Raw genomic sequence first — 26291 nt, 5'->3', positions numbered from 1 at the left:
CCCCTGTGGAGGGGCTTTTTTTTGCGAAGTTTACTTTTTACGACTTTGATATTCTTTTTCGCGTTGGAAGTGGCTTTCAGACAGGCCGTAACTTTCCACGTTCCCCAGATCCTTGATCAATGAATCCAGATCCTTCTTGCCACTGATAAAGTCCAAGTGCCCTTGGATTTTTGAAATCAGCTCGGTCCCGCGCTCTTTCAAAGCTTCATAGCGCACATAGCCCAGCCCATGGGATTCCCAGTCCTTGATGTAACGAGCCGCCGACTGTGACGTTCCGTTGTACATGGTGTTGCGGCACTCTTGATCGGGCTTGATCTGATGCCAGTTGCCGAACTGGTCCTTCAGTTTGACCTGATGTTTTTCACAAGGCTTCCCGCAGTCTTTGAAACTGGTCCCTTTGGAAAGGAAGGCGGCAAACACACAGTGTTCCATATGGAAGCTTGGCATGTACTGGTAAGCGGTGACTTCAAAACGCTCGGCTTGTCCGGCCTGAATCAGTTCTTCCACCTGCACGTGATTCAGGTCATAGCCCAGGCACACGCTGGAAAGACCCTTTTCCAGAAGGTACTGAGCCGTCAGGTGATTGGTCACGTTCAGGCTGAAATCGCCCAGAATCTGACCAGTGTAGGAGTTGGCCTGCAAGTATTGCACAGCCCCCAGGTTGCGCGCCAAGATGGCATCGGGATTCAGGTTGAGCAGATGCTTCACATTGCGGTGTTCATTGGGTTTTAGAATACGTGTGGTGGCAATGGCGACTTTCATGCCTTGATCGCGCAGGACTTTCAAGCTGGGTTCGAAATCCAAACCGAATTCAAAGTCCAGGATCACCAGATTGATACCGGAGGTTTCAATTTCACCGGCGGCGATGGCTTTAGCCACGTCTTCGACTTGTTCTTTGTCGCGCAGAAGAAGATTTAGCTTCAATCCTGGCTTGGCTTTGGCCGCCACTTTATTGGCGTCAATCCAGCTCAGAACCTGCTCCTGCGGAGTGACTTCGGCATCAGCACCGTTTTTAATGCGCAGATCCGTTAATTCTTTGACCAGCTTTTGGCGAAGTTCTTTGACCTGTTTGTTGGGAATAAACAGCGGTGTGGTTTCATCCAGCTCGCAGGCAAAATTATCACCGCGGAAGGGACTTCCCATCAGGGCAAACAGCTCTTCGCGCAAATCCAGGGAATTCAGCCCCTTGTTTTTGGCGGCTTCGCAGATGTTTTCAGAATAACCTGTCACGGTGTTTTTGCCGTCAGAGTATTGAACTTTCAATGGCTGACCCAAAGAAGCCTCTGCGCGGATTGAAACTGGAACGCGCTTTTTTCTTTCCTTGTCTTCAACACTCAGGGCCACGTCACGCTTAAGGTCTTTATCGTGGTTATAAAACACACGAGCGCCCACAAACAGATTGTCCATGACGATGTCCCGTGAAAACTCCAGCGCAAAACGGCGCGGGGACAAAGTTTTGACGGCAAAGACGAATCCGCCTTTTTCCGCGCTTTGTCCGTTACGGTCTTTGTAAACCCAAAGAATTCCGTCACCGGCTTGAATGAAGTCCGCTTTTAAGCCCTGGGCGACCTTGTCGTCCGTGATTTCCACTTCCAGGGAATTCCCGTTCACACGCAGAACTTTTCCGAATTCAAAGCCACGGTGCGCACTGAAGGTGCCTTCCACCAGTTCCTGGTGATTCACTCCATGGAACCAGCCGCTGTAAAAGCCACGGGAAAATGCCGTGGCCATTTGTTTTTTCAACAAGATAGGATTAGCCAGAGCCTGGTCGCGTTGTGCGGAAGTGATGGCGGCATCGAAACTGCGGGCGGCAGTGGCCACATATTCTGGCGTTTTTAGGCGGCCTTCGATTTTAAAGCAGTCCACACCTGCTTCCAAAAGACTTGGAACTTCGTTGATACCGCAAAGATCCTGCGGGGACACCAGGAAGGACTTGCCACCCAGATCACGTTTTTCACCGTCAACGTACATTTCGTAGTTAAAGCGGCAGCTTTGCGCACATTGACCACGGTTGGCAGATCGTCCACCGATGCCTTCTGAAGTAAAGCATTGCCCCGAGTAGCTGACACACAATGCCCCATGAACGAAAACTTCGATTTCTTTTGAGGTGTTTTGTTTGATGGCGTGGATTTCTTTGATTGAATTTTCACGCGCCAGAACAAAGCGCTGAATGCCCAGGTCGTCTAACCATTGAATGGCTTCGGCATTGCTGATGCTCATTTGGGTTGAGGCATGCACACGCTGGTGAGGGGCCATTTGACGAACCAGGCGCACCAAGCCCAGGTCCTGGATGATAAAGGCGTCGGGCTTCAGCGGAAGAATTTTTTCAAGGACTTCGACGGCCTTGTGCAGTTCGTTTTGGAAGACAAGAATGTTGAAGGCCAGATTCACTTTCACGCCATACAGGTGGCAGGTGTCGATGATCTCTTTGACCTCTTCGATCTGAAAGTCATAGCTGCGGCCGCGGGCGTTGAAGCCGGGGACTCCCATGAAGATGGCATCAGCACCATTGTGAATGGCAGCCATGGCCATCTCTTTGGTACCTACGGGAAGTAACAGCTCGGGACGTTTCAAATCTTGTTTTTCCATGCGGTGTTTTTAACGAAGGCGGGGGCTGGGCACAAGGGGAATTTCGCCGGGTAAAAGCGGGCTGACGTCGCTGGCAGTGTGAGACCGCCTTAAATCCCATGACGTCAGGTCTAAGTGCCTGAATTGTCATGGGATTTATTCAAGTATTCAAAAGACCTTGAGGGGTCCTTGATTAAGGGCGACTTTTTTTAGCTGTCATTTTTTTGATCAGCTCTTTCATACTTTCAATTTCTCTTTGGACTTCCTTGGGGATGTGAGTTCCCGAAGAGCCAGTGAAGGCCATCTGAATCAGGTCCTGATACTCGGTCAGGCAGGCCGGGGCGATCTTGGATTCAGGGTGTTCCAGGACACATTGTTTCAGATACAGCTCCGGCATGGAGTAAAGGGCTTTTTCTTCGTATCGTCTTTCACAGAAGGACAGCCAGTAAAGAATTTCGGGCTTTAGCGGGGTGTTGGGATACTGCTCAAGATACTTGTACAGAACACTGGAAACTCGCAGATAAGCCAGCTCCCGGTCTGTGTTCATCTCAAAATCACCTGAAAGTTCTTTTTTTAGATTTGTCTGAGCAAACTTGCGCAGTTCATTACTTTGTTTGTCGTTAAACTCCGGATAGGGCAGGGATTTGATTTTTTCGGCGGATTTTACCAGATCCTGCATGCGGTTTTTAAGGAACTCTGGCAGCTCTTTGTTACCCAGATCTTTTTGCAGACTTTGGATCAAGCCCGGAAGGTCCCTTTTGACACGGGTGAAGTAGTACACTTTTCTGGAAAGGGCTTGTTCAGCATGTTCAACCGAAGGATCATTTTTGGGGAAACCAGCAAGAACTTCAGAATATATCGGCAGTGCCTTGTCAAAGTTTCGCACAATGAACAGGAACTCTGCTTCATCAAATGGCTTGCTCAAGAAGCGGTTTTTATCAGAAAAATCAAATTTAGTGGAAGAGCTGGGAAGCTGTGTATGACAGGACATGCACACACTCAGCGTAGAGCGAAGCATCCATAAAGAGTAGTCTTTGTTACCCACTCGATAAACGATCTCGGCTTCTTTGAGCTGTTGATTCATCGCCCGGCCTGAAATGGCGAAGCCGGAATTTTTGATTTTACCTTCGTGAGAGATCTTTTCACTTAAGCTCACCATGTTTTCCAGGGATTTTTGAATCACGGGTGCATTCTTAGGGTCACGATAGTCGTCTGCGGAAACAATAAAAGGTTTTAGCGTATAGATTTCCTGAAGCATCTGATCCATGTAGGGTTTGACTTCGGCTTGAGCCTGCAATGAAAGAGAAGTGATTAAGAATAAGAAGAATTTTCCAGCCATGGGCCCTCCGGTTGTATCGCATTCATTACATAGGCTTCATAACTTGGTGGCAAACTAAAAAATGTCTTCTTGTTTGTTCTCCAACCGGGGCGGTTGCGGGTTAACAGGCCGTTCTTGTGATTTTAAGCAGCTACGTCATTCTTTGTTCGAGATTTTCCGGGTTCACGATTCAGAATCACAGTTCAGACAAAAGTATAATTGAACCTAACGGAAAGGAATGAAGATGCAACGTCCATGGTCTCAACGAATTTTAGCTTCTATTTTGGTCCTTCAGGCGCCTTTGTTGGCCCAGGCTGAACTGAGTCCTTACACCAGTGGTGCCGAGCGCAGCGTACTGAATCCTTATGCCGCCTTTGAAGGCGTGGGAAGGGTGGCGGATATCACCCGTAAAACGGGTGGGGCTTTGTACCGTCTGGAGCTGGCCAAACCACTGCCTTTAACGTCTTTGCGCATTAAATCCAAGGCGGGGAAGGTGAAGATTTTAGGCGTGACGATGATGACTGACAAGCAAGAGCGCATCGTTATTAAGAGCTTTACGAACGTGAGCTTGGCTGAAGCGGATCAACCTCTGGCTTCGGAAGTTTTAAGCTCCACTGCGGGGATTGCGATGATCGAAATTCAGGCAGAGGCCATGGGAGGCAGTGCTTCGCTCGAATTAACCGCTGTTTCCAGTCTCGAAGCGCCGCAGTTGTCATTGCGGGATGATTTTTCTTGCAGCAAAAAGTTTGACGCGATTTTGAAAGAAAAGCTAGATGTGGTTCAAGTTTGGGCAGGTCGAGCCGAATCCAGTGCGCCAGATTCTTGGCAGGAAAAGTATGCAAGCAAAGAGTTCACCAAATATGTGAACGACTTTATCACCACCTTGAAAGAGTCTAAAAACTCTGTGGCTTCTACGGAATACACTTTGACGCTGTTAAACTTCTTCACTGAACGCCATAATTCCAGCCGAGTCGGCAGTGCCGCAGAGCAGGGCTATAAATCCATGGCGACAGAGACCTTTGAAGTCTTTTTGGCCTCTTTCCAAAGCCAGCAAACCTGCCGTGTGGTGTCCAGCGAGGCGTTGATTGAAATCACCGTGGATTTCCAGAAAAAGCAGGAAGCCAGCAAACCTGACAGCCGGGCTCGTAAGATCTATGAGATGATGATCGGAAAATTGGGGAAATTCATCCCGACCCAGTATCGCAAAGAGCTGGCGACCAAAAATCTGACGTTCCGTCAGGCCGACAATGAAGGATATAAGTTCTATAAGCAGTTTGCCGCCAGCAAGCCTGAGAGCATGCTGAAAGGAACTTATCAGGAAATGAGTGCGAACGCCTATGCGTTGGCGGAACAAGCCCTGATGAAAGAGGTCAAGGAACTGGACAATGAAAGAACCTATCAGCTGATCGTGGAATTCCAGGCCAAATACAACGACCCGGCCAATTATCCACAGGAAACCATGATGAAGTATCTGGTGATCCTGTCTGAACACAGCACCTTCTTAAGAAACATCATGCAAAACTAAAACATGCCAACCTCAAGGCGTGATCCCAGGATCACGCCTTGTCTTTACCTGATCTTTCGCGCCAGCCATTTCGGCAGAAGGTCTTTCCAAGACTTGCGCGCGGAAATACCTCGTTTTTCCAAATAGGCGATAATGGCTTTGTTATCATAGCGTCTGGCAGCTTCGATGCAGTTCATATCATCAAAGAAAGACTTCAAAAACGGGTCGGCCTTGTGTTCCAGAAGATACAGGGCAATGTTCGTGTGCCCAGCCGCAATCGCCGCCACCAGTGGTGTGGCTAAAATTTCGGGATGTTGATAGTTCGGATTCACATCGTGTTCGATATGATAGCGTACCAGCTCGATATTTCCATTTTGCGCAGCCAGATACATTTCTTTCCAGTCACCAGCAGACATCAGATCCCCTTGATTGATGGTTTCTCTGGAGTCTAGCATTAGGAATGGTGATGGCTAAAGTATTTTGAGGTGAGTCAGAAAGGGCCGGGTTCCCCCGGCCCATTTATTTAGTGGAACAAAGGGAACCCGTAGGTTTCTTCAGCCAGGATATTCAGATATCGGGCTGCGACGGCTTGTGGAATCTCCGTTCCGCTGTTCATTTTCCCTTGGTATTCGACGATCAACTGGAATCTTTGTTCGATGTCCATCATTTTGACTTCGCGTTTCAAGGCCTGTTCGGCAGCGACAAAGGCATAGGCACTCATGCTTTTGCTGGTGTCTTTCAGGAAATCCCCGTCAGGGGCGGCCAGGTACATTTTGAAGTACTTGGATCCCTCTGTGTCGGCATCGCGGAAATTAAGGTTCGCAGCGATAATTTCCTTGCGATATTGCTCGGGCGCAAAATCACGGACTTTGTTCATGATTGTGGTGAATAATGGGCGAGCTTTTCCATCGGCAGGCATGGCTTTGAGCTTTTTGTTAAAGTCCATCGACACGCTTAGCAGGACGTCGCTTGGATAGCGGCGGCATGGAAGTTCGTTTTGAATTGCAATCACCAGCACATCATACGTGGCCGTCAGCAGATCCTTATAAGCGGGCTCTGAAACACCCCCTGAACGAACGGCATTGTACTGATCCGCAAAGAAGTTCATCAGTGTGATCAGGTAAGCATGGGACGTATAGCTGCCAGCGGTGTTCATGGTGGCAACAAAGTCTTTGACCTGCTCTTTAAGCTGATTGCCTGCAAACTTTTCCTGAACGGATCCGGGGGCACTGGATTCAGCACGTTTCACCCACAGTTGCACCGGGTCCAGTTTGTCCTTCAAAAGGGCGTCGATGTTTCGCTTGCACGAGAACGACGGGATGCGATTGCCTAAGGTTAGCCTTGGGGCTTCTTTGGTCGAGAAGGCTTTGATTTCCAAGGCGGCTTCTCCTCCCATGGCTTCGGCCAGAACCTCGATGCCCGTGATGTTAGCGGCGGTTTGGAACATCTCTGAACTCATCGGGGCTTGCGTTTCATCCAGATTGACACCAACGAACTGACGGACTTGCACCTTTTCATTTTTATCCGTGACCAGAGCGACAGAGTAAATTTTCATACGGCCTAATTTGGATTTGGCCTCCAGGCGCACCAAGGGCAAAGACTTGATCAAATCCAACCGATACAGATCCCCACCGCGATCGCGGGTGATCTGATCAATGCGACCGACGCCTTCATAGAGAGGGGATTGCGGAGGCTCTGTCGGGCGGTTGGGAGGTGCAGGTGGTTTGGGCAATTCTGACTTGGGCGGCTCCGGTGCCGCGAAAGCTATTTGTCCATGAACGAGCAAGGCGAGAACAGCAAAACGTAAATACATGTTCGAACTCCTTTCGAATAATTGCATTTTAAATTCGTACTTCCTTTGTTGAACCTATTCAATTTACAGATTATTCACCTTTGAACAGACCGCGCAGAGAACCTTCGATGTTTTTGTTTTGTCCGTACAAATCTGTCACAAATCGTACAACTCCGTCTGAGCTCATCATCGAAGTCAGATAAGCAGTGTACACAATTGTTTTCTTGTAGCTGGGAACGGTGATCTCGGTGGACTTGGTGACGATTTCTCCTGGGCGGGCCATCATGGCAGCAATGAGTTTGCGATCCCATGGCGTGTCTTCCAGCAGAAACTCGGCTAAGTCCAAAGGTTTTTCCAGACGAATGCAGCCCGAGCTGAGTTGTCGACTGGGGGTATCAAAAAGTTCCCTTTGATTGGTGTCATGCAGGTAAATGGCAAACGAGTTTGTCAGATCAAACTTTAAAACACCCAAGGCATTCCCCAAATGAGGAAGCTGGCGAATATTCACATCAGGCTCTACGCGTCCTGCGGCGATGCCCTTCCAGTCGATTTCTGTCGGGTCCATGCGGCGACGGAAATCCTTGGACCAGGCTTCATAGTGGTGCGAGTTGAAGTATTCGCGGATCTGTTCGCTGTTAAGATTGGCCAGATCATTGACTTTGTCTTCATAGAAAATTGTCGGTGGCACCACCCAATACGGGTTGATAATGACTTTAACAATTTCGTCTCTCATCGTTGGTGACTTGCGGCTGGGGCGACCATTGACAGTGCGGAAGCTCATAATTCGCGGCCACTGGGTGGATTGATCCATCAGGATGAAATAGGACATCGCTAGATTCACAAAGACATAGCGGTTTTCAAAGTACTGCGGGAACCACCGCATCTTTTCCATGTCGATCTGCAATTGGCGGACTCGGTCCATACAAGACACGGTAAGGAAAGCCCAGACTTTGCCATTTGGAGAAATAGCCCCGTCGGGATTGATTCGCATATTCCATTGAATATCCGTGACGGCATTGAGAAGATCACCGTCAAAGCGGTCATCCATCAGTTTAAACTTATATCCAAGAAGAGCCAGCCGTTGTTTGATTTCCCTGATCACGGGATTCTGGGAAAAAAGTCTTAAGGTTGTGTTGATCGGAGTGATGGGCTGCCACTGTCCGCTTAAACAAGAGGGATATACCTTTTCCAGAGCCGATTTGACCGCCAGATACGGTGCATTCTGGGGTGATATCAGATCCAGCAGGCGACTGGGTTCTTCGGCTGCTGTCAAAAAAACGACTTGCAGTTGTTTAGGTGTCAAAAAATCTTTCTGTATGAATTTAATGTCGCGGCCGGCACTTTGGGGGTTGACGCTGCCCAGGTGAATCTCTTTTAACAGTCGCAGAAAAGCTTGGTTGGCCAAGGGGCGGAGTCTGGTGGTGTTGCCGGAATTGAGCAGCGACTCCATCGCATCAGTCCAATAGGACTTTGGATTCACCCCGTGGCGCCAGGCATTCATACTGGCCTCACGAAGACTGCGCAGGTCCATCTGGTTTAACAAGGTGTTGTAGTCTGCAGCTGCCTGAAGGTGAAGTGGGGATCGGACTTCCTCAGAAAAAGCCCCATTGCAAACCAACGTGGGCAGAAGGAAAGCCAGGGTCGCAGAAAGCCGTGCTGTAAACATGGTGGGTCTCCTTTTTTGCTGAGTTATCATTTTTTACAAAAACGAGATGCGCGAGAATTGAAAAGGATCCAACTGTATAAAGTCAGGAAGAATCACAGGATCGTGGTCGGGTGTCCAAGTAAAGTACAGTCTGACCTCAGAGAAGGTGAGGCAATACGCCTCACCTTAAGATGGTAAAACTAGATACCGGTTCCGTAGAGTCTTATAAGAATGTTGCCTTCGCTGGTCTTGATGGACATTTCACCGTAGTGGTCACCTGTAGCTGTCGGGGCAAAGTAAATGTCGATCAAACAGTACTTCCCGGCTTCGACGGTGGCACCGCAGTTGGTGGTGGCGGCAAACATATCACCGAAAATCAGAAGTTCGTTGATGTTTAAGTTCCGATCTGGCGGGGCGTTGATCCCAATTTCCGCCAGAGCTGTTTGATTAATAGGGACTTCACCATATTCCAGGCTCAGATAGTCAATGTCAGTCGGAGATATATTAATTCTGTCATTGGCATACCCGGGCAGAGCCAAGAGAGTTGTGAGGAAAAAGGCTGCGAGTGCTTTCATAGGGCCTCCTTTATGTTCTTATTCTAAGAACAAGCGGGCTCCTTCGCAGCATGCATAGAAACAACGGTCTAGTCTTTCGCGGACGGGGGACGTAGATCTTCCACTTTGACCTTGTTCTGGCGGTGCGCCTTGGGGGTCTTGGATTTTTCTTCGTAGAAATCTCCCTGGAAGTTGCGCATGGGGATTTGATCCAGTTCCTTGATGAATTCGTAAGCTTTGATCAGTTGATTCTTAAGATTCAACAGTGTCTGCCTCATGCCATGATCTCCATTGTGTGCTGATTCACAGTTTAAAGGCAGGCACGGAATCTTTCGTGAAATTCTATGGGAAACCCTGAAATCTGGACAGCCGTTGAGCTTTGGGAAGAGGGTTCGGAGGTCTTCTCATTTCTGGAAGGTCCAGGGGGCACGTTCTAAAGATATTTGTCGGCAATCTTCTGGAGTGTGCCGTCTTTCTTCATGTCTTCCAGAGCTTTGTTTAAAGACTGAATCACCACCTCGGGGGTGCTGATATGAAACGCCATCCAATAGTCCGTCGCGTACATGAATGCCAGTCTTTTGTATTTGATGTTCCAGCGTTTTTCATAGGTTTTCTGGCTGCCGTCAGTGACGATGTCCAGGTCGATGCGGCCTTTTTTAAAGGTCTCCATGCGCTCATCTTCACTGCGATAGATGCTGACTTTGAAGCCCTCTTTCTGCAGAACCTGAATCGGGTAGTCATCAAACTGACCGCCGACGGAATACTTTTTAAAACTGCGATAGTCCTCGGCAGGTTTGAAATTCGAAGTGCTCAGTGCCGCCAGATAAACGGAATCTTTTGCGATGGGCCCCACCCATTTAAAAAGTTTTTCGCGTTCCTCAGAGCGGGAGGTGGAAAAGACATAGTGCTTCTTCTTTTGGAGAGCTGCGCTGTAGGCCCGCGCCCAGGGCCACAGGGTGAGTTCCGTTTTTAGTCCGGCTCGTTTGAATGCCTCGCGCACCACGTCGGTGGAGTAACCTTGAATCTTATTGTTTTCAAGATAGTTAAAAGGCACGAAGTCTTCGGTCATGCCTTGATAGACGATGTCTTGCACAGGCTGACTTTTCCATTTGGCCAGCACCGTTTCGCAACCTAAAAAGACCGGCAGAAGAATAAGTAGCGGTTTGAGGCAAAGACTCAAAGTTCCACCGCCTTAAAGCGAGCCATCGGGGCCATACGCGCTTTGGTTAATACCAGCATCCCTTCGCTGAGAGAATAATTGTCGATACTTTGTAGGATCTCGACGAAGTTATCTTCTGTTGGCATTTGCAAACAGAACTTTTTCGTGGAAGCCAGTTTCGAAATAAAAAGACGCTGACCGTCCTTGGCCTCAAAGGCGCCAGTAAAGGCATTGCATCCATCGTTGCCATTCACGCGACTGTCACCACTATTGAATTGAACATAGACTTTTTGCGCATCCGCAGAGGCGTATTTCACTGGATGTCCCATCAGTTCGACAAGTTCCCAGCGAATATCCTTAAATGCAGCAGGGGTGGATTCCTGGGTCATTGCAGAAACCTCCGTTTCCGTGTCTGTGGTTGCGCAACCGAAGAGAGATGAAAGAATCAAGGGCAAGGTGCAGAGGATTTTTTTCAAGGAAGAGTCCTTTCTGTCGGTTCTTCGCCGACATCCTTTATTTCTGTAGCATCGGTGGCAATTTCCCGGGAGAAAAGATCCAGGGCTGATTGACCGACTTGTTTTGTATCATAGCGCGTGTACCAGCCGACGGCAACAGCCCCCGCAATGGGAATCCATCTGGAAATGCTGGCTCCCAGCATCCGCTGAGTGACCCGTAAACCAAGGCGCTCACAGACGCGTTCGATCATTCGTAAACTGGTTCGGCGCAAGACATAGCGTTCACCCACGCGGACAACTACGTCACGCAAAAGTTGACTGGCACCGTGTTTAAAAAGACAAAACAGCAGAGCTTCGCGGGTCAGATAGCCGGACTTGCCGTGAACAGCGGCGATATCCGCCACCATCTGCGCTTGAATACGCCAGATCGCCAGTAAATCCGGAAGAATGGTCAGCATCCCCAGTGGGCCTGGAGGGATGGCCAGGGCTCCGGAAACTCCTGCGGACTTCCACGCGGCCATCTTGATAATGTCTTGGGAGGCTTTATAAGGATCCGAAGCGGGGGAGAGTTGCGACGAGGGGGCGGCTGTGACCAGGTCATAAAGCGTGCTTGCAACCTTGGAAGCGTCTGATTTTTTTGTTCCCACGGCAGACCTCCTGATGCCGTTATTTTATAAAAAAAGCCGGTGGAGGTCCACCGGCTTTACACAATCATTTTAAGACAATTCCTTTTATTTGTTGTAATAGACTTTCAAGACCACCCGACGATTTCTTTGGCGACCGGTGGCGCTGTCGTTCGAAGCAATGGGGCGAGATTCCCCGTACCCGATGGCCTCGATGTCTTTTCTGTCCAGGCTGAGCTCTTTGCTCAGAATATCCTTAACAGCTTCAGCACGTTTGCGGCTGAGTCGTTGGTTGTAATCATCACTTCCAACGGAGTCGGTGTGCCCCTCGACAATCAATTTCTTAATCTGAACCTGGCGCAGGTTCTGCAGATTTTTACGCAATTGAGCCAAGGAGGCATCCGTCAACTGCGCCTTGCCCGAGACAAATTCCAGATTGGATAAATCAATGGCTTTGTCCTCTTTGGGAGGCTCAATGACTTTGATGGTGGACTTGGCGGTCCGTCCTTGGTGATCGGTGACCTGAATCTGGACGGTCTGTTTGCGGAGGGGGGCTTCATAGAAACCTGTTTCTTCCATGGAGCCTTGGCCGCGAAGAAGGCTGAAGCGATAAGGCGCTTCGCCACCTTCAGCCTCCACCTGCACGGAGGAACCTGTGTAGACCTCATAGTTTTTTTGCGTGAAGCGCAGCGGACTGCGAACTGTGGTTTCGCGGATGGTGACAGTGCGAGTGACAGTACGGCCGAAGCTATCGCGGAACTCAAGACGGCTGAAGCCCGGTTGATCTGAAGTAAACTCGCAGGCACTGTTCAGACTTCCCGGTCCTTCCACGACCTGGCAGCTTTCGATCTGCACATCACCTTCGGCATAGTATTGAATCCATTCAAAGGTGTTGATGGTTTTGTCATCAGGTACAATCACAAACGCTTTTTCGACGGTTTTTTCTCCAGACGGAGTGCTGTTTGTGCCAGGCTTCCAGTAGTAGACCAAACCAGCAAAGACACGATAGGCCGGGGACAGGGTTTTGACTCCAGGTTCAACCGTGGCGCCCCAGTCAAAATTCAGATTCTTATACCAACGGTGTTTAAGTCCCAGCAATAGGTCCAATGAAGAGGCGTCCACGGCATCTTTGTAAGGCTCTTTGTCCAGCGGATAACTGGAGAACGCTTCGAACACCCAGCGGGCGGTCGAGGAAAACTTGTCAGATATTCCATAGGACACCGTCAGTTGGCTTTTCAAAGGGAACATGTGCGCATCAGCTGGCGTGTCTGTGGGATTTCTGATGCGGGCTCCAACGTTGACGGATTGAATGCGGGTGGCTTTGGACCAACTGTAGGCGCCTTCAAGGTTAAAGATGGGAAGTGAGTCTGTCCCCGTGTAGGGGCTGTTTTCCAGGAACGGGAAATCCACGGACCCCAAAAGTGCCCAGTGTGTGTCTTTGCCAGATGCGGAGGACCACTTGAATCCGGGACGGAAGCTGTGAATGCCTTCAGTCAGGTTGACCCGAACCCCGTCTTGTTCCTTGGTGGAATGACTGAGCAGCACAGGCATCTGCAAACTGAACTGCAGGTTTTCAGAAAATCCGTAAGCCACGCCGAAATCATACTCGAACAATGAATCTTCATAATCAATGCGGTCTTGCGCATTAAGGGTTTTATAAACCAGCAGGTGATCTTTGGCAAAATTCAGATAGTTGCTGAAAACAAAATAGCCCTGCGGCAGCGGGCGGGCCGAGTGGACAGAGATAAAGTCCAGACCATCAGTATTTGGAGAGAAAGTTTGCATATCCCCAAGAACATTGGCCATCGCCGAAAGGGGAAACAACAGAGAAAGAAGAGCCGTCGTCATGCGCATGATGCTGATCCTTTGAAGTAATCTGACTTTTATCTTTTCAGATAGAAGTCCTTCAGAGCAAGAAGGAAAACCATGGAGCGGCTCATTTTGTTTTCCGTTGTGTTGGGAACGTTGCGAAGGTCGGGGGCTAGAGCAGATATCTTTGTTTTAGACGGGAGCACACTTGCTCCAGAGCTTGGCTGTAGTCCCCGAGGTCTTTGACAATCAGGTGAGCGTGTTCTTTGGAGGGCTCCACGAACAAGTTATGCATAGGGCGAACCTGAAGTTCAAACTGCTTATGAACCCCCTCAGGTGTGCGACCGCGTTCATGCACATCGCGATTCAGGCGGCGTTCAAAGCGCAAGTTTTCCGGGGTGTCAAAAAAGATAGCCTCGTCCAGTTCGGCGCGGACTTCGTGGGAATGCAGGATTAAGATTCCATCGACGATGATCACTTTTTTGGGCTGACCAAGCAGGGTTTCTTTTTTTCGTGAGTGGGTGACAAAGTCATAAATTGGAACATTCACGGCAATGCCGGATTTCAGCAGACGCAGCCCCTGCGCCAGCAGGGTGAAGTCCAACGCCTCGGGATGATCGAAGTTCACTGAACCGCCGTCCCCGTCGAATTTTGCCGATTGATCGATGTAGTAGTTGTCCTGATACAGAATCGTGCAGTTGGCTTCGCCCAGCATCTGTTGCAGTTCTTTGGCGAAATAGGTTTTTCCGGAACCGCTGCCGCCGGCAACACCTATGATATGTGGTCTTTGATTCATGACAAAACCCCTGTTGAACCCTCGCAGTTTCGATATTTTAACTGCATTTTTCAACAGGGGCGTAAGAGGTTTGCAGTCTTTGCAGGACTGTCAAAACTATAAACGAAAGACTTAGTAAATCAGCGGCTGTGGCGTAGAGGAGTCTGTCGGGTTGTTCACCCCGAGTTCGCCTTCTTGGCCCTCACCCCAACACCAGAGCTTTCCACCATTGGAAATTGCACAGGTGGTTCCAGATCCGGTGGAAATGACTGAGGCGGGCAATGCTTCTGCAGGCATATTCACCTGTGTTGGAACGCTGACAGCCGAGGTCATGGTGCCCACACCCAGGCGACCGTTTGTGTTTAACCCCCAGCATTTGATGGCTCCTGCCTGGGTCACTCCGCAGGTCATTTGTTCTCCGGCTGAAATCTGCATGTAGGAAGTCCCACTGTCGATCACCGTCGGGGTTGTGACACTTCCAGAGGCCACACCGTTTCCAACGGCACCAAAGTCGGCGCCACCCCAGCATTTCAGAATGCCGCTGGTGGTGACGGCACAGGTGTGCGTACTTCCGACGGACACCATGGAATAGGTTGTTCCCACATCAATCGCGGTTGGTGTGTTGTAGTTGGTGACATTGCCGGTGCCAAGCTTGCCATAGGTGTTCGTGCCCCAGCATTTGAGTTGTCCGGTATTAGTGATTCCACAAGTGTGACTCGATCCAGCTGAAATCTGATTATAGGTCACACCCGCGTCGATTGTGGTGGGGCTGGTCTTGAAGACCGTAGTCCCGTCACCAAGATTCCCTGAGATATTGTCACCCCAGCACTTTAAGACGCCCATCGTGGTGATCGCGCAGGCTGAGCTGTTAGCGACCGACAGGTTGATAAAGTAGTCGCCGCCAGTGACCGGCGCTGGCAGATCGTGAAGGGAGGTTGTGCCGTCACCGAGCTGACCTTTGGTGTTCATCCCCCAGCATTTGACTTCGCCAGCATGGGACAAGCCGCAGGAGAAATCATAGCCCATTTTGACATAGCTCCAGTCTGTGCCCGCGGGGGCAATATGTTTAGGGATGTTTTGTTGAGTGCTGACGGGATATCCTAATCGTCCTCCGCTAGGGTTCCCCCAGCAGAAGGATCCCATCATAGACTTGGCACAAACGCCGTTAAATCCAGAGACAAATACGTTTTCTGAACCATTGGCAAAGGGACCACGAACATTGATCGTATAGCTTCCGGCTTGAGTCAGGCTGGAACTTACCCCCAGGGTCAGAGCCTGAGGTGTGCGCGCTTTAAGAAAGAATGGCACTGAATATTGACCCGCAGCCAAGCTGACGGAGCTGACGGGGTAAGAGCAAGCGCTGTCTGAGAAGTATTCGGCAGAGGAGGAGGTAAACTGGATTTCTAATGGGGATGGAGCCAGCACGGCAGTGTGCTGATCATTCACCAGAATGGCTTCGAAAGGGGAGTTGTAGCAGAAATCACGAGTTGGGCCGTCTCTGTGCCCCCGCAGTTCCAGTTTAGAAGGTGTGTTGGTTCCGCCGCCACGATAGATATTTTGAGTCAGCGAAACGAAGCTCGCACCTGACAAAGTGATGCTATTTTGCCCCGCAGTCCCCGTGCTTTTCACCCACACCGCTGTTGAAGAAGAATAGGAAGGGATCGTGATGGACGTTTGCGCAGCTCCCGAACAATCGGACGTGCTGTAAACAGAAAGACCCGCTCCGGGGGCGAGAGTCACGACACCGGGACTCATGGCATTATCGGGGCTGTTGCCTGCATCAATGTAGCGACGAGTTAATTTAAATGGATAACAGAGGTCCGGCAAAATAGACCGAGCCCCTTGAAGCTCAACCCCTTTCAGGCCGGAATCGACAATTTGATAGGTTTTTGTTTGAGTCTGCAAGACCACAGCAGAGGAGACATTGGTGATGCTGATTTCCAGAGGGCCTGGAGTGTCGGGGGCACGGAAGACAACGTCTTTAAAGTTTTGACCGGCAGCAATCGTGGAAGTCGGACTGGTGCCCAGCATCTGGTGACATTCGTCGTAGCTTTGGTAAATGCCAACTTGGGTCCCATTCAGGGATAAAAAGAACTGAGTGTCTGTGGGAAGAACACCATGTCTATTTTGATCGTCAGAAAGAAAGACACCCACGCTAGTGCAAGCTCCCAGAACATAGGTGTTGGCCGGGAACCAGTCTTTGCTGCTGGTAATGCGTGTAGGAATGCTTGCGCCTGGGTTTGAAGGGCCGTCCTCCGGGAAATCAGGACCCCGGCAGCTATCAAACCATTTTTCTGAATCATAAGTGATGGGAATATCGACGACGGTGGTTTCTCCGGCACGAAGTTTCATCCCTGCCTTGGATCCCAAAACATAAGGACGTGACAGTCCGTCACCGAAGCCCGCGGATTTAAAGTCTTTGCATTGTCCGTCTGGAGCATAAAAGCCGATCACCAGGAACTCGCGGCTGTCCCCGGAAGGAACTTCCATGGTCAGTTCACCACCAGCAGGAACTCCGCCGGTCCAGGGACCTACGTTCCGCGCCGGTGCTGAATTGTCGTCGCGTGCGCAGGTGTTTCTGCGAAGAGCCTCTTCCGGCCCAGTGACAGTGACAAGATAGCAGTTGATTGGAGCAGAACCCGTAAATCCAGTGGGGATCGGTCGACCGTCCGGTGTCGTACCGCCAGAGGTTGCAAAGGCTTCAGCTTTTGAGGCTAACGATTGTGCGGAGGGAAATTGAATGCGCACCTTGGAGGAATCCTGCAAAGACAGACGATCACATCCTGAGAGCCCGACAAGAAGCCCCAACATCGGAAGAACGGAATAATTTTTCATGTTTTACTTGTCGGCTTTTTGATAAGTCTTCTAAATGATCAGGGGAGCTTGAATAATTCTTAAGCTCGAGATGTTGTACCGAAATAGCGCAAAAAGATGTCAGTTGTGACATGATTAGAGAAAGGTCCAGTCGAGGCCTGAGACCTCGGTCCAAAAGAGAGACAACTGACAAAGTATTTTTTTAATCCAAGAATTTCTCATCTAAAATGAAATCATATTTAACAGCAGGGATGGATATGAACGTAAAGGCGGCGTCTTTAAATACGGTGGTGGGTTTATTTCTCTTGGGACTTGCGGTGCAGGTCTCTGCCGCAGAAAAAATGTATGGTGTTTTTATGGTCGTCAAAGGGGGCGTGCAGATCCAGTCCCCAGGTAAAGCGGAAGCGGCGGCCAAAGTCGGTGCCAAAGTCTATGAAGGTGACAAAGTGATCACGGCTGCAGACTCTCGCGCCAAGATTGTCATGTCCGATCGCAACGTCCTAAATCTGAATCCTGACACGACCATTGAAATTGCCACTTATCAGAATGATCCGGCCACAGGTAAAAAGAACGTCGAAATCAAACTCGGTGCGGGTAAACTGCGCGCCAACGTTGAGCAGAACTATGATGGTGAAAAAAACAAATTCCAGGTCAAAACTCCAACAGCGGTGGCTGGGGTGCGTGGAACTCAGTTTCAGACTGGGTTTGATCCAAAAACCAGCATGACCTCAATCGTCACCTTCAAAGGATCTGTGGCGGTGATGGCTGTGAATCCCCAGGGGCGTCCGATGGGGCAACCCGTGATTGTTAAAAAAGGCCAGATGACCACGACGGCTCCAAACTCCACTGCGCCGGAAGCTCCAAAGGCCCTACCTAAAGAAGAAATCAAGCAGATTGAAAATGACTCGCTGGCGACAAATATTCCTCCGGCGGTTCCTGCTACTGAGTCCGGAGCCAGTCGGGAAATTGCTTCCGAGGCTCCTGCAACTGTCGGACCAGAAGCTGCGCCGACCACGTCCATGATTGACAGCAAAGATATGGATTTGGGCATGGCAAAAGAAATCAAACCGGTGGCGGGGACCGCGACAGCTCCACCCAACACCACGGTGCGCGCTCCAACCACGGATACGGCGGTGAAGGATGTTTTGCGCTCCGGTGGGAAAACCAAGGTTATCATCCGTCCGACTCCTCAATAATCTAATTAAGAAGAAGACACATCTATGAAATTTGCAGCTTTGGGTATTGCGGGTGTTTTTATTGTGAATTCAGCCTATGCGCTGGATGCAAAAATTTCTCAGACACAGTCCTTGGAATTGGAACTTCAGGATAATTCCGTGCAAGGTGATTCACGTCCTCTGCGTGTGCGGGACAGTGAATCCGGCAAGGTCGCTCAGGTGATGTTGCACCGACGTGGTGGCGCGAACGGCCCCTGGAGCGGTTTTTTCATCATTCAGTTCTTTATCGGGGACAATCGTCCGCGCATTCTGGAATTTTCAGATCCCGGCCAGCCACCTTTTTATGCCTATGCTATTCCCGGTCAGACAGTTCAGCGTATTGTGCTGTTTAAGTCCGCTGATGAACTGGCAAAGTTCGTAGCCGTACAGGAACAAAAGCAAAAAGCCAAGCCAGTGGCAGCGGCTCCGGTGGCTAAAGTGCTTTCTCCGCAGGCGGTGCGCCGTTTGGAGCGCCAGGAGCGTGAGGAAAAGCGCCAGATGGAAAAAACACAATTGGCCCTGGAAGAAGAGCAGGCAAGACAAAGAGCCCAGTTGCTGGAACAACAGGCGGCTTTGACGCTGGCAGAAAAAAATCGCAAGAAAGCCGCAGCCACCAATATGGTCAAAGAGGCTGACAAACTTTACGCCAAACAAGACTATGCCGGGGCTGAACGCAAGTATGCCCAGGCCGTGGACATGGATCCGGAAGAGGATTCTTACTACTACCGCTATGGTGTGACCCTGTACAAGATTGAAAACTACAATAAGTCCCTGGCAACGCTGTCCATGGCGGATGTTCCGTCAGAACTGTCTTTGGAGAAGGACTACTATATTGCCCTTAATCATCTGAAACTTCGGGATTACGAAAAAGCCCGCAAAAAATTTGTCGAGATTCGCTCGGAGAATGATGCAACCTTAAGCCCGATGGCATCCTTCTTTGCGGGGAATATCGAGATGCAGCAGCAGAAGTTCCCCGAGGCCCGTTCGAGCATGGAGTATGTGCTGGATAACTCCAAGGACCCTCGGTTGGACCGTTCGGCGGAAGAGCTTCTGAATCAAATTGACAAGATGCAGGCGTTTTATGAGAGCAAGAAAGAAAAGTATCGCTTCACCGGATTTATCGGTGCTGTTTATGACGGCAACGTTTTGAATGTGGCTGAAAATAACGTGACCACAGATGTGAAGGCCTTGCGTTTGAACTATGGCGCCAGTGCTTTGGCTATCTGGAAACGAACCCCGACATCAGATTTTGGAACCCAAATCGGAATTTCTGATTACTACAGCACCAACACCAGCTTTCAGGGGGATGCGGTTTTGCAAACGGCGGACCCGTTGCAGTTGGATCTGAGTCTTCCGTTTCACAAGGAATTTGAATTCTCAAAACGCTCTTTGAACTGGGAACTCGTTCCCACTTATCGCAGCATCTACATGAGCCCCACGGGAGGCACTCGTTCGGAGGTGATTCGATCCCTGGGGGTGAACACCACGCTGGCGGCGCCAGTGCAAAGTGATATGCTGATGGCTGTGCGTCTGGAAGCATCCAAAGAAGAGACTTTGCTGGACTCTTCCGTGGGCGACGATGATCAAAGTGGTCTGCGTTATGGTATGACCTTGTTGCCGACGTGGATTCTGGATCTAAAAGGGGAGAAGTCTTTGACCCTGGATGCGGGTTATCTGATCAATCAGGCTGAAGGCCGCAATTACCGCTATAAGCGATCGTCTGTGGGGCTGACCTATGCTTTTGCAGCATGGTGGAAAAGCAACGCCAGTTTGCGTGCCGAATACTCCAGTCAGAACTATGATGAGGCGGTGACCACACGTATCGATTCAAACCCCATTGTCACCGCGGCTTTCAATAAGGATCTTAAGCGCAACGTGAACTGGTTGATGAGTGTGCAGTACAATGTGGGCGATTCTGATGAAGACTCTTACGATTACAACAAGTTCGTTGTCACCAGTCTTTTCACGTTCACCCACAGCATTCTTGGCAAATAATTCTATTTGGTCTTCATGACATAGACTCCGTCCCATCCTTCCGGGGGTGGGGAGTCGATATAGTCCTGACACCTTTCAATATAAAGCTCACACACCGGTTCTTGCCCGTTGTAGAGTTCCAGGCCCTTTTTGAAGAACTCCTGGGCCTCTGCAAAGCGCCTTTCATGATAGGCTTTGTAACCTTGTTCGAACAATGTCAGCATTTCCGCCTGTGGGCCTGAAGCTTTTCCTTCGCAGATCAGTTCAAAGATACGAACGGGCTCCAGTTTTCCTTTGACCCGCACCCGATCAATTTCCCGGGCGGTAAACTGCCCCTGAATATCGGCGTAAGTGAATTCACTGATCACGATTCTGGTGCCGTATTCTTTGTTGATTCCTTCCAGACGCGAAGCCAGATTCACCGAGTCGCCCATGACGGTATAGTTCTGAACGATATTAGAACCCATGTTGCCGACGCTCATTTCGCCGGTGTTGATGCCGATTCCAATATCGATATAAGGAAGCCCTTTGTCAGAGAATTCCTTTTGCAGTTCTTTGAGTTTATCCAGGCTTTGCAAGGCACAACGACACGCATGGGCGGCGTGCTGAGGGTCCTTCACCGGCGCTCCGAAGAAGGCCATGATCGCATCCCCCATGTATTTGTCCAGAGTCCCCTGGTTTTTAAACACAATCTCGGTCATTGGAGTCAAATACAGATTCAGAACACGGGAAAGTTCTTCCGGAGGAAGTTTTTCTGAAATCGTGGTAAATCCGCGCACGTCTGAGAAGAAGGCGGTCATACGCTCTCTTCGCCCACCCAGTTTAAGATTGGCAGCGTCCTTTAAAAGTTCGTCGACCACGGCCGGAGAAACATATTTCGAGAAGGTGGATTTTAGTTCTTTCTTCTTTTTTTCCTCGGTGAAGTACTTAAACAACTGAATGGCGGCAAAACCTGTCAGAGCGCTGATATAGATCAGGAATGAATGCAGCAGGATTTGTTTGTGCATGAAGAGCCACAGATCCAGACCTGCCAACAGTGCAAAGATCAGAACAAAGCCCGCAATAGAGGCCAAAGGCCCCATTAAGGCCCACGCCGTGGCGAGCACGGTGCCGCCGATCAAAAGAATCCACGGCATCACGGCGGATTCGGCATTCCAGGGTTTTAAAAAGTTTTTATCGAACAGATTCGCCAGCATGGTCAGATGAAGTTCAGGGCCGGGATAGTTAGCTTCCAAAGGGGTGTTGCGCAGATCGTACAGACCCACGGCCGTGGCCCCGACAATCAGGCTGCGATCTTTGAAGAATTCTTTTTTGTCGTATTCCTTGGTTTCATAAACCAGTTGTTTGGATTTTTGATTCAGGACACTGGTGGTGACCTTGACGGTCGGGCTGTCGTTGAAAAGCTCTTTGGCAGAAACATAGGGCAAAGACATCTGGCGGCCATAGAAATTGATCAGCAGTTGTCCTGATCCATCGACGGGGTAGCTGCTGATTTTGACTTCCGGATCTTTGGAGGTGTCGTAGATATTAAAGGACTCCAGGGATTTTTCGCCTTTTTTACCGGTGTTCATTTTCAGTTCGGCTCGGTAGGGTCCGGAAAGCAAAAAACTTTGTAAGGCCATGGAAGGAATGAAGCTGGTTCCAAGCTTGTGGCCCGAACGGAAGAACAGGGGATAACGGCGCACGTAGCCGTCGGAATCCAGTTGCGCAATAAAGCTGGCGGTGTAAGTGGCCGGGGTCTGCAGCTCAAGGATGTTGGGAGTCCACTCACCATACTGCGGGATGGGATGGGTTTTGTACGAACTGCGTATGCGTGCCAGCAGATTGTCAAAGCTGAGATTCTTTAGCTCAGGGGAGTCTTTGGTAACCTCTGCATATAACAGAGCCACCTGGGCCCGATTTTCACCTTTGAGGAAAATATCGTCTTTAGTCAACCAAGAATGGCAATAGTCAAACAGCGCCATGGACTGTCGGGCTTTCAAGTTGTTCTTTTGGAAAGTGGAAAGCTCTTCGCGTGAGGATTTTCCCAGGCTTTTAAGAAGCTCTTCTTCTTCGCGTTCCTGAATACTGTCAAAGAAGGTTTTAAAAAGTGGTGCCCAGTTCAGATCATCAATTGCATGGGTTTCTTCATCGATTGAGAAGCTGGGATTGATTTTCACCAGTTGATCACCCCCGGTGGCCAAAAACGCTTCAGCCACACAAAGATCCTGATGGGGTTGGAAATCGATCAGGTTTTCGCTGAATGTTCCAAGGACGATTTTGTCAGGATTTTTCTCAATAACCTTTGCAAAGGCTGTATCCGCTGCAGGGTTGGCGGTTTCAGGTTCCGCAAAGATCACATCAAACGAGACCGACTTCGCGCCATGTTGCAGGACTTTGTCAGTCATCTCCGCGATCATTTCGCGGCTCCAGGGCCAGCGGCCTATTTCACGCACAGAGGCGTCGTCAATGGCGATCAAAGCGACTGGCGCCTGACTTTGAACCGAAGGGCGCAGTTTGTATTTAAAATCGTTGATACGCAAATCCAGCACTTCGGTGCTTTCCAACAAAGGACTGTAGGGGCGCTGGATCGCGGGGGTTCGTGAGTACTTAAAATAGTAATCACTGAACCATGCAAAGAACGCCGAGATGATGATGCCGATCAAGATGCTGATTTTTTCTGTCTTCATGGTGCTTTCTTAAATGTCTAATACACAGTTAGATTCACAGTCGTGCTTTGTCCGGCACTATCCTGAACCACAATCGTTAAAGGACCCGTTGCTGATGGTATCACCGACAGCTGCCAGTTCGGAGCATAAGGCTGAATGACATTCACGGTAGCGGATCCTTGAGTCACAGTGGCCGTGTAGGGTGGTGTTCCGCCTACAATGTTAAATCCGTAAGAAACAGTGTTCGGAATGGTGCTGTAGCCTCCAAGATCGACAGACAGCGGGGCCGGAGTTGGATTGAGACGGATTTCACTTGCCGGAGAAGAACCCATAGTCTGAGTGTACGAAGAGGAGTAGCCAACAAAGAATGCCCCGAGGCTATTGGCTTTCATGTAGATCAGTTTGGAGGAGGTGCCTGCCGCCACTTCGTGCTCTTGCTGCTGAGATGTACAGCTGCTGTCGGAATAGAAGGATACATCGACAGGCTGAGCCATGATCTCAGGACGGGAGTGAATGTGAAAGCTAAGTTTTTTGTTTGCTGGGATGATGACCGGATTGTTGGAAGAATCACGAACCTCAACCTGGACGGCCTGGCATTGATAAACCTGTGGGGTGGTGCTGGAACCCGAGGGCAGGGTCAAAGAAAGATGATGCGCCAGCGGTGTTATATTTAGATTGGCCATCCCAGAAGTTCCAAAGCCGTCGACTTTTAAAGAGACATTGTTTAGCAGACTGGGGCCAGCCAACACCGCGAATCGTCCGACGCCATTGACGACGTTGATGGAGGCTTGAGGGGTTCTAGATACGCAGTTATTGACGATTTTGATGTCACTAGGAGGCGTGTAGGATGTGACCCCATCGAGCTCAATCCAAGAGAAGGTGGCGGTACCGGTATTGTTAACCGGATTGCCTCCTTCGTGGAAAAAGGCGGCAACGGGATGACAGCCTTGCGGGAAGACCGCCATCAAAGGAGGGAAGCTTCCCGACGTGGTGTTGGTGGTGTCCAGCGACAATGAGACACTGGTTGGAGTGCTTGTGGGGTCGACAACGTTTAAATTAAAAGGACTTGGATTGGTCAGTCCCAGAGTGTTTGTCAGCGAAAGGTTGAAATTACCGTAGGACGCTGACTTTATATAGAATGTGGACTCGATAAGCTGTGCTGTAAATGTCTTGGACAGAGTCGATACCGGCGAGCCACTGCAATCCTTGGTGCTGTACAAGATAGCCGCCGCTGCATCAGAGTAATCTTTTGCTGTCACTGTATAGCCCAAAGAAGGGTACGGGTTCACGGCGAAATTTGAACCGGACAGGTTGACTTGGACAGCACGGCATTCACCCACCACCGGCCAATGGTTGAAGGGAAGTCCCGTGGAAGGGCTTGAGCTCAAACTCAGTGTTTGAGGAAGTGATGGACTGGTATTGTTTACCCAGATGTGATTGGGTTTCCCATGGGGATGACCATCACGACTGAGGCAAATAATATGCTGATATTCAGTCTGCGCGGCCAAGCCTAATGAGTCTACCTGTATCTTCAGTGCACCATTGTCCAATGCTGGCAGCGGCAGGGATTTGTATAGACTCCAGCCACGGCTGGAAAGACGCTCACTCTCGCAGCGCTCATCGTATTCAGTGCTTGGCATAGGCATGGCCGTCGTGACTTTTCTATAGACCTGAAGGCCGTTGATTCCCTCAAGGGCTCCAGGAAGGGGACGTGTTTCTAGGTAGACTCCTGAAGAGTTGACGCCGAACTTAGAGGTTGAGCGGTATTGAGGGTTTTCCTCAGGGCGGTTGAACATGGTTTGAAGACCCACGATCCCGCTGCTTTCACCAATGTTATAAATCCGGTTATCCCAGGAATTGCCGTTGAATTTAAGATAGGAAATAAATTCTTCGGCAGGGGGTAACGACGCACAATCGCTGAAGGCCCGTCCGCCAATAAATGCAAGGGCCTGCGGCGTGGCTGTGGGGGTTGAGCCGGTGGCGAAATGTTTGATAGGCATTGGATGATTGCGGTTTGCACTGACAAAATGAGAGTTCGAGTACAAAGATCCACCGTTGCTGAGAGCGGATTGAACGCACACGGTTTTGTTGGAAAGATAAGTTGGGTTGTTGGCAAAGAAGCCAAAGAACTTGTCTTCAGGCAATTGCTGGATCCACGTCGAAGTTCCGACACTGGTCCACTGCTCGCGGAAAGACAAGGGTTCTGCGACTTTGACAAGGTGAGGGCCTGTGACAAGAGTGTTCGTGGTCCATTGTTGTCCCATATAAGTGCCATCAGGCAGTACATAGTCCATGGGGATGTCACTGAAGGCGACCATTTCAAACCATCCACCAAACATCATTTTTCTATCAACTAGCAATGCGGGTTTGCCAGGGGGTCGGTAAAAGAGTTTGAGCTCTCCGCTGGGGCCAGCATTGGCGGAAGAAAGATAGCGTCCTTTCAGGCGACCTTCGACCGTGCTTTCGCTGCCAAGTTTTTGTAGCGGTACATCCAAAGTTTCTGTTGTACCTGCCAGAGATTTGCTGACATCTCCGTAGTACAAGATCGCGCCCCCATCAGAGCCTGCCGGAGAGTAGGCCGCCAGTACCTGCACCAGACGATCAGAACCGGACGGAATTTCCAAGGTGATTTCTGAGCCCAATGAAGAGGAACCACCCGCATCTTGAAGCAGGGTGATAGGCTGACTCATATCCGGAGCTGTGACTTGAACGGCAAGATGCTTCAGCATCAGGGTGGAGGAGGCCGAGTTCATTTTGCCAGAAAGACTTCTGGGAACTTGCAAAGATATTTTACTGCTATCCACGGTCAGGCGATCACAGCCTAAAGCCAACAGACAAAGCAAAGAGATAACGTACTGGTGAAAGTGTCTTTTCATGTCAATGAACCTCGTAGATATGGAGAATTAATCGGATTTTTATGGGTCCTACTGAAGGCCGAAAAGGGTCTTGAACGATTCTTGAAATGTTCATGGCTTATTCTGAGACAGAGGGAAAGTTGATTGCTTTTCTTTGGGATTCAAGAGTACTTTTTTGTAATGTCAGAAGAAAAAAAGCCCTACGAACTGCTAGGTGGTGAGCCGGTCCTGCGCCGACTGACCCAGAGATTTTACGAGATCATGGACACACTTCCAGAGGTGCAGGGCATTCGCCAGATGCATCCGGAAAACCTGCGAGGCTCTGAAGAAAAGCTCTTTATGTTTTTGTCGGGGTGGTTGGGCGGACCGAATCTCTTTATGGAACGCTATGGGCATCCGCGACTGCGCATGCGCCACTTTCCTTTTAAAATTGGCAAGTCCGAACGGGATCAGTGGATGTTGTGCATGGTGCAGGCTTTTGATGAGCTGCAAATTGCAGAGCCCCTGCGCAGCGAGCTTCTGCATTCTTTGCTTCGGCTCGCCGATCACATGCGCAACATCGAGGAAAACCAAGAGTAGCGCTT

Annotated in this window: 19 protein-coding genes; 4 read left to right on the top strand and 15 right to left on the bottom strand. The window is 50.0% G+C overall.

The window, feature by feature from the left end:
* Nucleotides 1-30 precede the first annotated feature (30 nt).
* Nucleotides 31-2589: a peptidase U32 family protein gene (locus tag ACZ5ZZ_RS11700; RefSeq protein WP_464139530.1), complete on the bottom strand. Its 2559-nt coding sequence runs from the start codon at nt 2587-2589 to the stop codon at nt 31-33.
* Nucleotides 2590-2761: 172 nt separating this feature from the next.
* On the bottom strand, nt 2762-3907 hold the full coding sequence (locus tag ACZ5ZZ_RS11695) for a hypothetical protein (protein ID WP_464139528.1): 1146 nt from the start codon (nt 3905-3907) through the stop codon (nt 2762-2764).
* A 223-nt stretch (nt 3908-4130) separates the two neighbouring features.
* Between ACZ5ZZ_RS11695 and ACZ5ZZ_RS11690 the strand changes: the two genes are divergently transcribed.
* Nucleotides 4131-5411: a beta-sandwich domain-containing protein gene (locus tag ACZ5ZZ_RS11690; protein WP_464139526.1), complete on the top strand. Its 1281-nt coding sequence runs from the start codon at nt 4131-4133 to the stop codon at nt 5409-5411.
* A 44-nt stretch (nt 5412-5455) separates the two neighbouring features.
* Here the strand turns inward: ACZ5ZZ_RS11690 and ACZ5ZZ_RS11685 are convergent, their stop codons facing one another.
* The 11 genes from ACZ5ZZ_RS11685 to ACZ5ZZ_RS11635 all read right to left on the bottom strand — a co-directional run bounded on the left by ACZ5ZZ_RS11685 (nt 5456) and on the right by ACZ5ZZ_RS11635 (nt 17037).
* A complete protein-coding gene (locus ACZ5ZZ_RS11685) occupies nt 5456-5845 on the bottom strand; it encodes an ankyrin repeat domain-containing protein (RefSeq protein WP_464131304.1) in 390 nt (129 codons plus the stop codon).
* Nucleotides 5846-5913: 68 nt separating this feature from the next.
* Nucleotides 5914-7203: a beta-sandwich domain-containing protein gene (locus tag ACZ5ZZ_RS11680; protein ID WP_464139524.1), complete on the bottom strand. Its 1290-nt coding sequence runs from the start codon at nt 7201-7203 to the stop codon at nt 5914-5916.
* Nucleotides 7204-7273: 70 nt separating this feature from the next.
* The gene (locus ACZ5ZZ_RS11675; RefSeq protein ID WP_464139522.1) at nt 7274-8848 is read right to left on the bottom strand and encodes a L,D-transpeptidase family protein; all 1575 of its coding nucleotides are present in this window, start codon (nt 8846-8848) and stop codon (nt 7274-7276) included.
* Nucleotides 8849-9027: 179 nt separating this feature from the next.
* Entirely contained in the window at nt 9028-9402 is a 375-nt protein-coding gene (locus ACZ5ZZ_RS11670) for a hypothetical protein (protein WP_464139520.1), read from the bottom strand.
* A 68-nt stretch (nt 9403-9470) separates the two neighbouring features.
* Nucleotides 9471-9659, bottom strand: a complete 189-nt coding sequence (locus tag ACZ5ZZ_RS11665) for a hypothetical protein (RefSeq protein ID WP_464139518.1) — start codon at nt 9657-9659, stop codon at nt 9471-9473.
* 155 nt (nt 9660-9814) lie between these two features.
* Nucleotides 9815-10561, bottom strand: coding sequence for a substrate-binding periplasmic protein (locus tag ACZ5ZZ_RS11660; RefSeq protein WP_464139516.1), 747 nt, complete (start codon nt 10559-10561; stop codon nt 9815-9817).
* Nucleotides 10558-11016, bottom strand: coding sequence for an META domain-containing protein (locus ACZ5ZZ_RS11655; RefSeq protein WP_464131297.1), 459 nt, complete (start codon nt 11014-11016; stop codon nt 10558-10560). The genes ACZ5ZZ_RS11660 and ACZ5ZZ_RS11655 overlap by 4 nt, the downstream gene beginning before the upstream one ends.
* Nucleotides 11013-11642, bottom strand: coding sequence for a hypothetical protein (locus ACZ5ZZ_RS11650; RefSeq protein WP_464139514.1), 630 nt, complete (start codon nt 11640-11642; stop codon nt 11013-11015). Before ACZ5ZZ_RS11650 ends, ACZ5ZZ_RS11655 begins: the two co-directional genes overlap by 4 nt.
* An 84-nt stretch (nt 11643-11726) precedes the next feature.
* Nucleotides 11727-13466 carry an OmpA family protein gene (locus ACZ5ZZ_RS11645; RefSeq protein WP_464139512.1) on the bottom strand — a complete coding sequence of 580 codons (1740 nt, stop codon included), beginning with the start codon at nt 13464-13466 and terminating at the stop codon, nt 11727-11729.
* Between the two features lie 133 nt (nt 13467-13599).
* Nucleotides 13600-14223, bottom strand: a complete 624-nt coding sequence (gene udk, locus ACZ5ZZ_RS11640; RefSeq protein ID WP_464131291.1) for a uridine kinase — start codon at nt 14221-14223, stop codon at nt 13600-13602.
* A 111-nt stretch (nt 14224-14334) separates the two neighbouring features.
* On the bottom strand, nt 14335-17037 hold the full coding sequence (locus ACZ5ZZ_RS11635; protein ID WP_464139510.1) for an RCC1 domain-containing protein: 2703 nt from the start codon (nt 17035-17037) through the stop codon (nt 14335-14337).
* Nucleotides 17038-17243: 206 nt separating this feature from the next.
* Here ACZ5ZZ_RS11635 and ACZ5ZZ_RS11630 point away from each other — a divergent pair, with 206 nt between their 5' ends.
* Complete coding sequence (locus ACZ5ZZ_RS11630; RefSeq protein WP_464139508.1) at nt 17244-18212, top strand: FecR family protein; 969 nt, start codon at nt 17244-17246, stop codon at nt 18210-18212.
* A gap of 24 nt (nt 18213-18236) precedes the next feature.
* Entirely contained in the window at nt 18237-20225 is a 1989-nt protein-coding gene (locus ACZ5ZZ_RS11625) for a tetratricopeptide repeat protein (RefSeq protein WP_464131284.1), read from the top strand.
* A 2-nt stretch (nt 20226-20227) separates the two neighbouring features.
* Here ACZ5ZZ_RS11625 and ACZ5ZZ_RS11620 read toward each other — a convergent pair whose 3' ends face one another.
* Both ACZ5ZZ_RS11620 and ACZ5ZZ_RS11615 read right to left on the bottom strand, forming a co-directional pair.
* Entirely contained in the window at nt 20228-22873 is a 2646-nt protein-coding gene (locus ACZ5ZZ_RS11620) for a CHASE2 domain-containing protein (RefSeq protein WP_464139506.1), read from the bottom strand.
* A 17-nt stretch (nt 22874-22890) separates the two neighbouring features.
* Complete coding sequence (locus ACZ5ZZ_RS11615) at nt 22891-25728, bottom strand: hypothetical protein (protein WP_464139504.1); 2838 nt, start codon at nt 25726-25728, stop codon at nt 22891-22893.
* Nucleotides 25729-25887: 159 nt separating this feature from the next.
* On the opposite strand from ACZ5ZZ_RS11615, the gene ACZ5ZZ_RS11610 reads away from it, so the two are divergent.
* Entirely contained in the window at nt 25888-26286 is a 399-nt protein-coding gene (locus ACZ5ZZ_RS11610) for a group II truncated hemoglobin (protein ID WP_464120597.1), read from the top strand.
* The last annotated feature ends 5 nt before the right edge of the window (nt 26287-26291 follow it).

The organism is Bdellovibrio sp. HM001 (assembly GCF_055397275.1).
The sequence above is the reverse complement of the archived record's forward strand: the minus strand, read 5'-3'. Positions and strand labels throughout refer to the sequence as shown.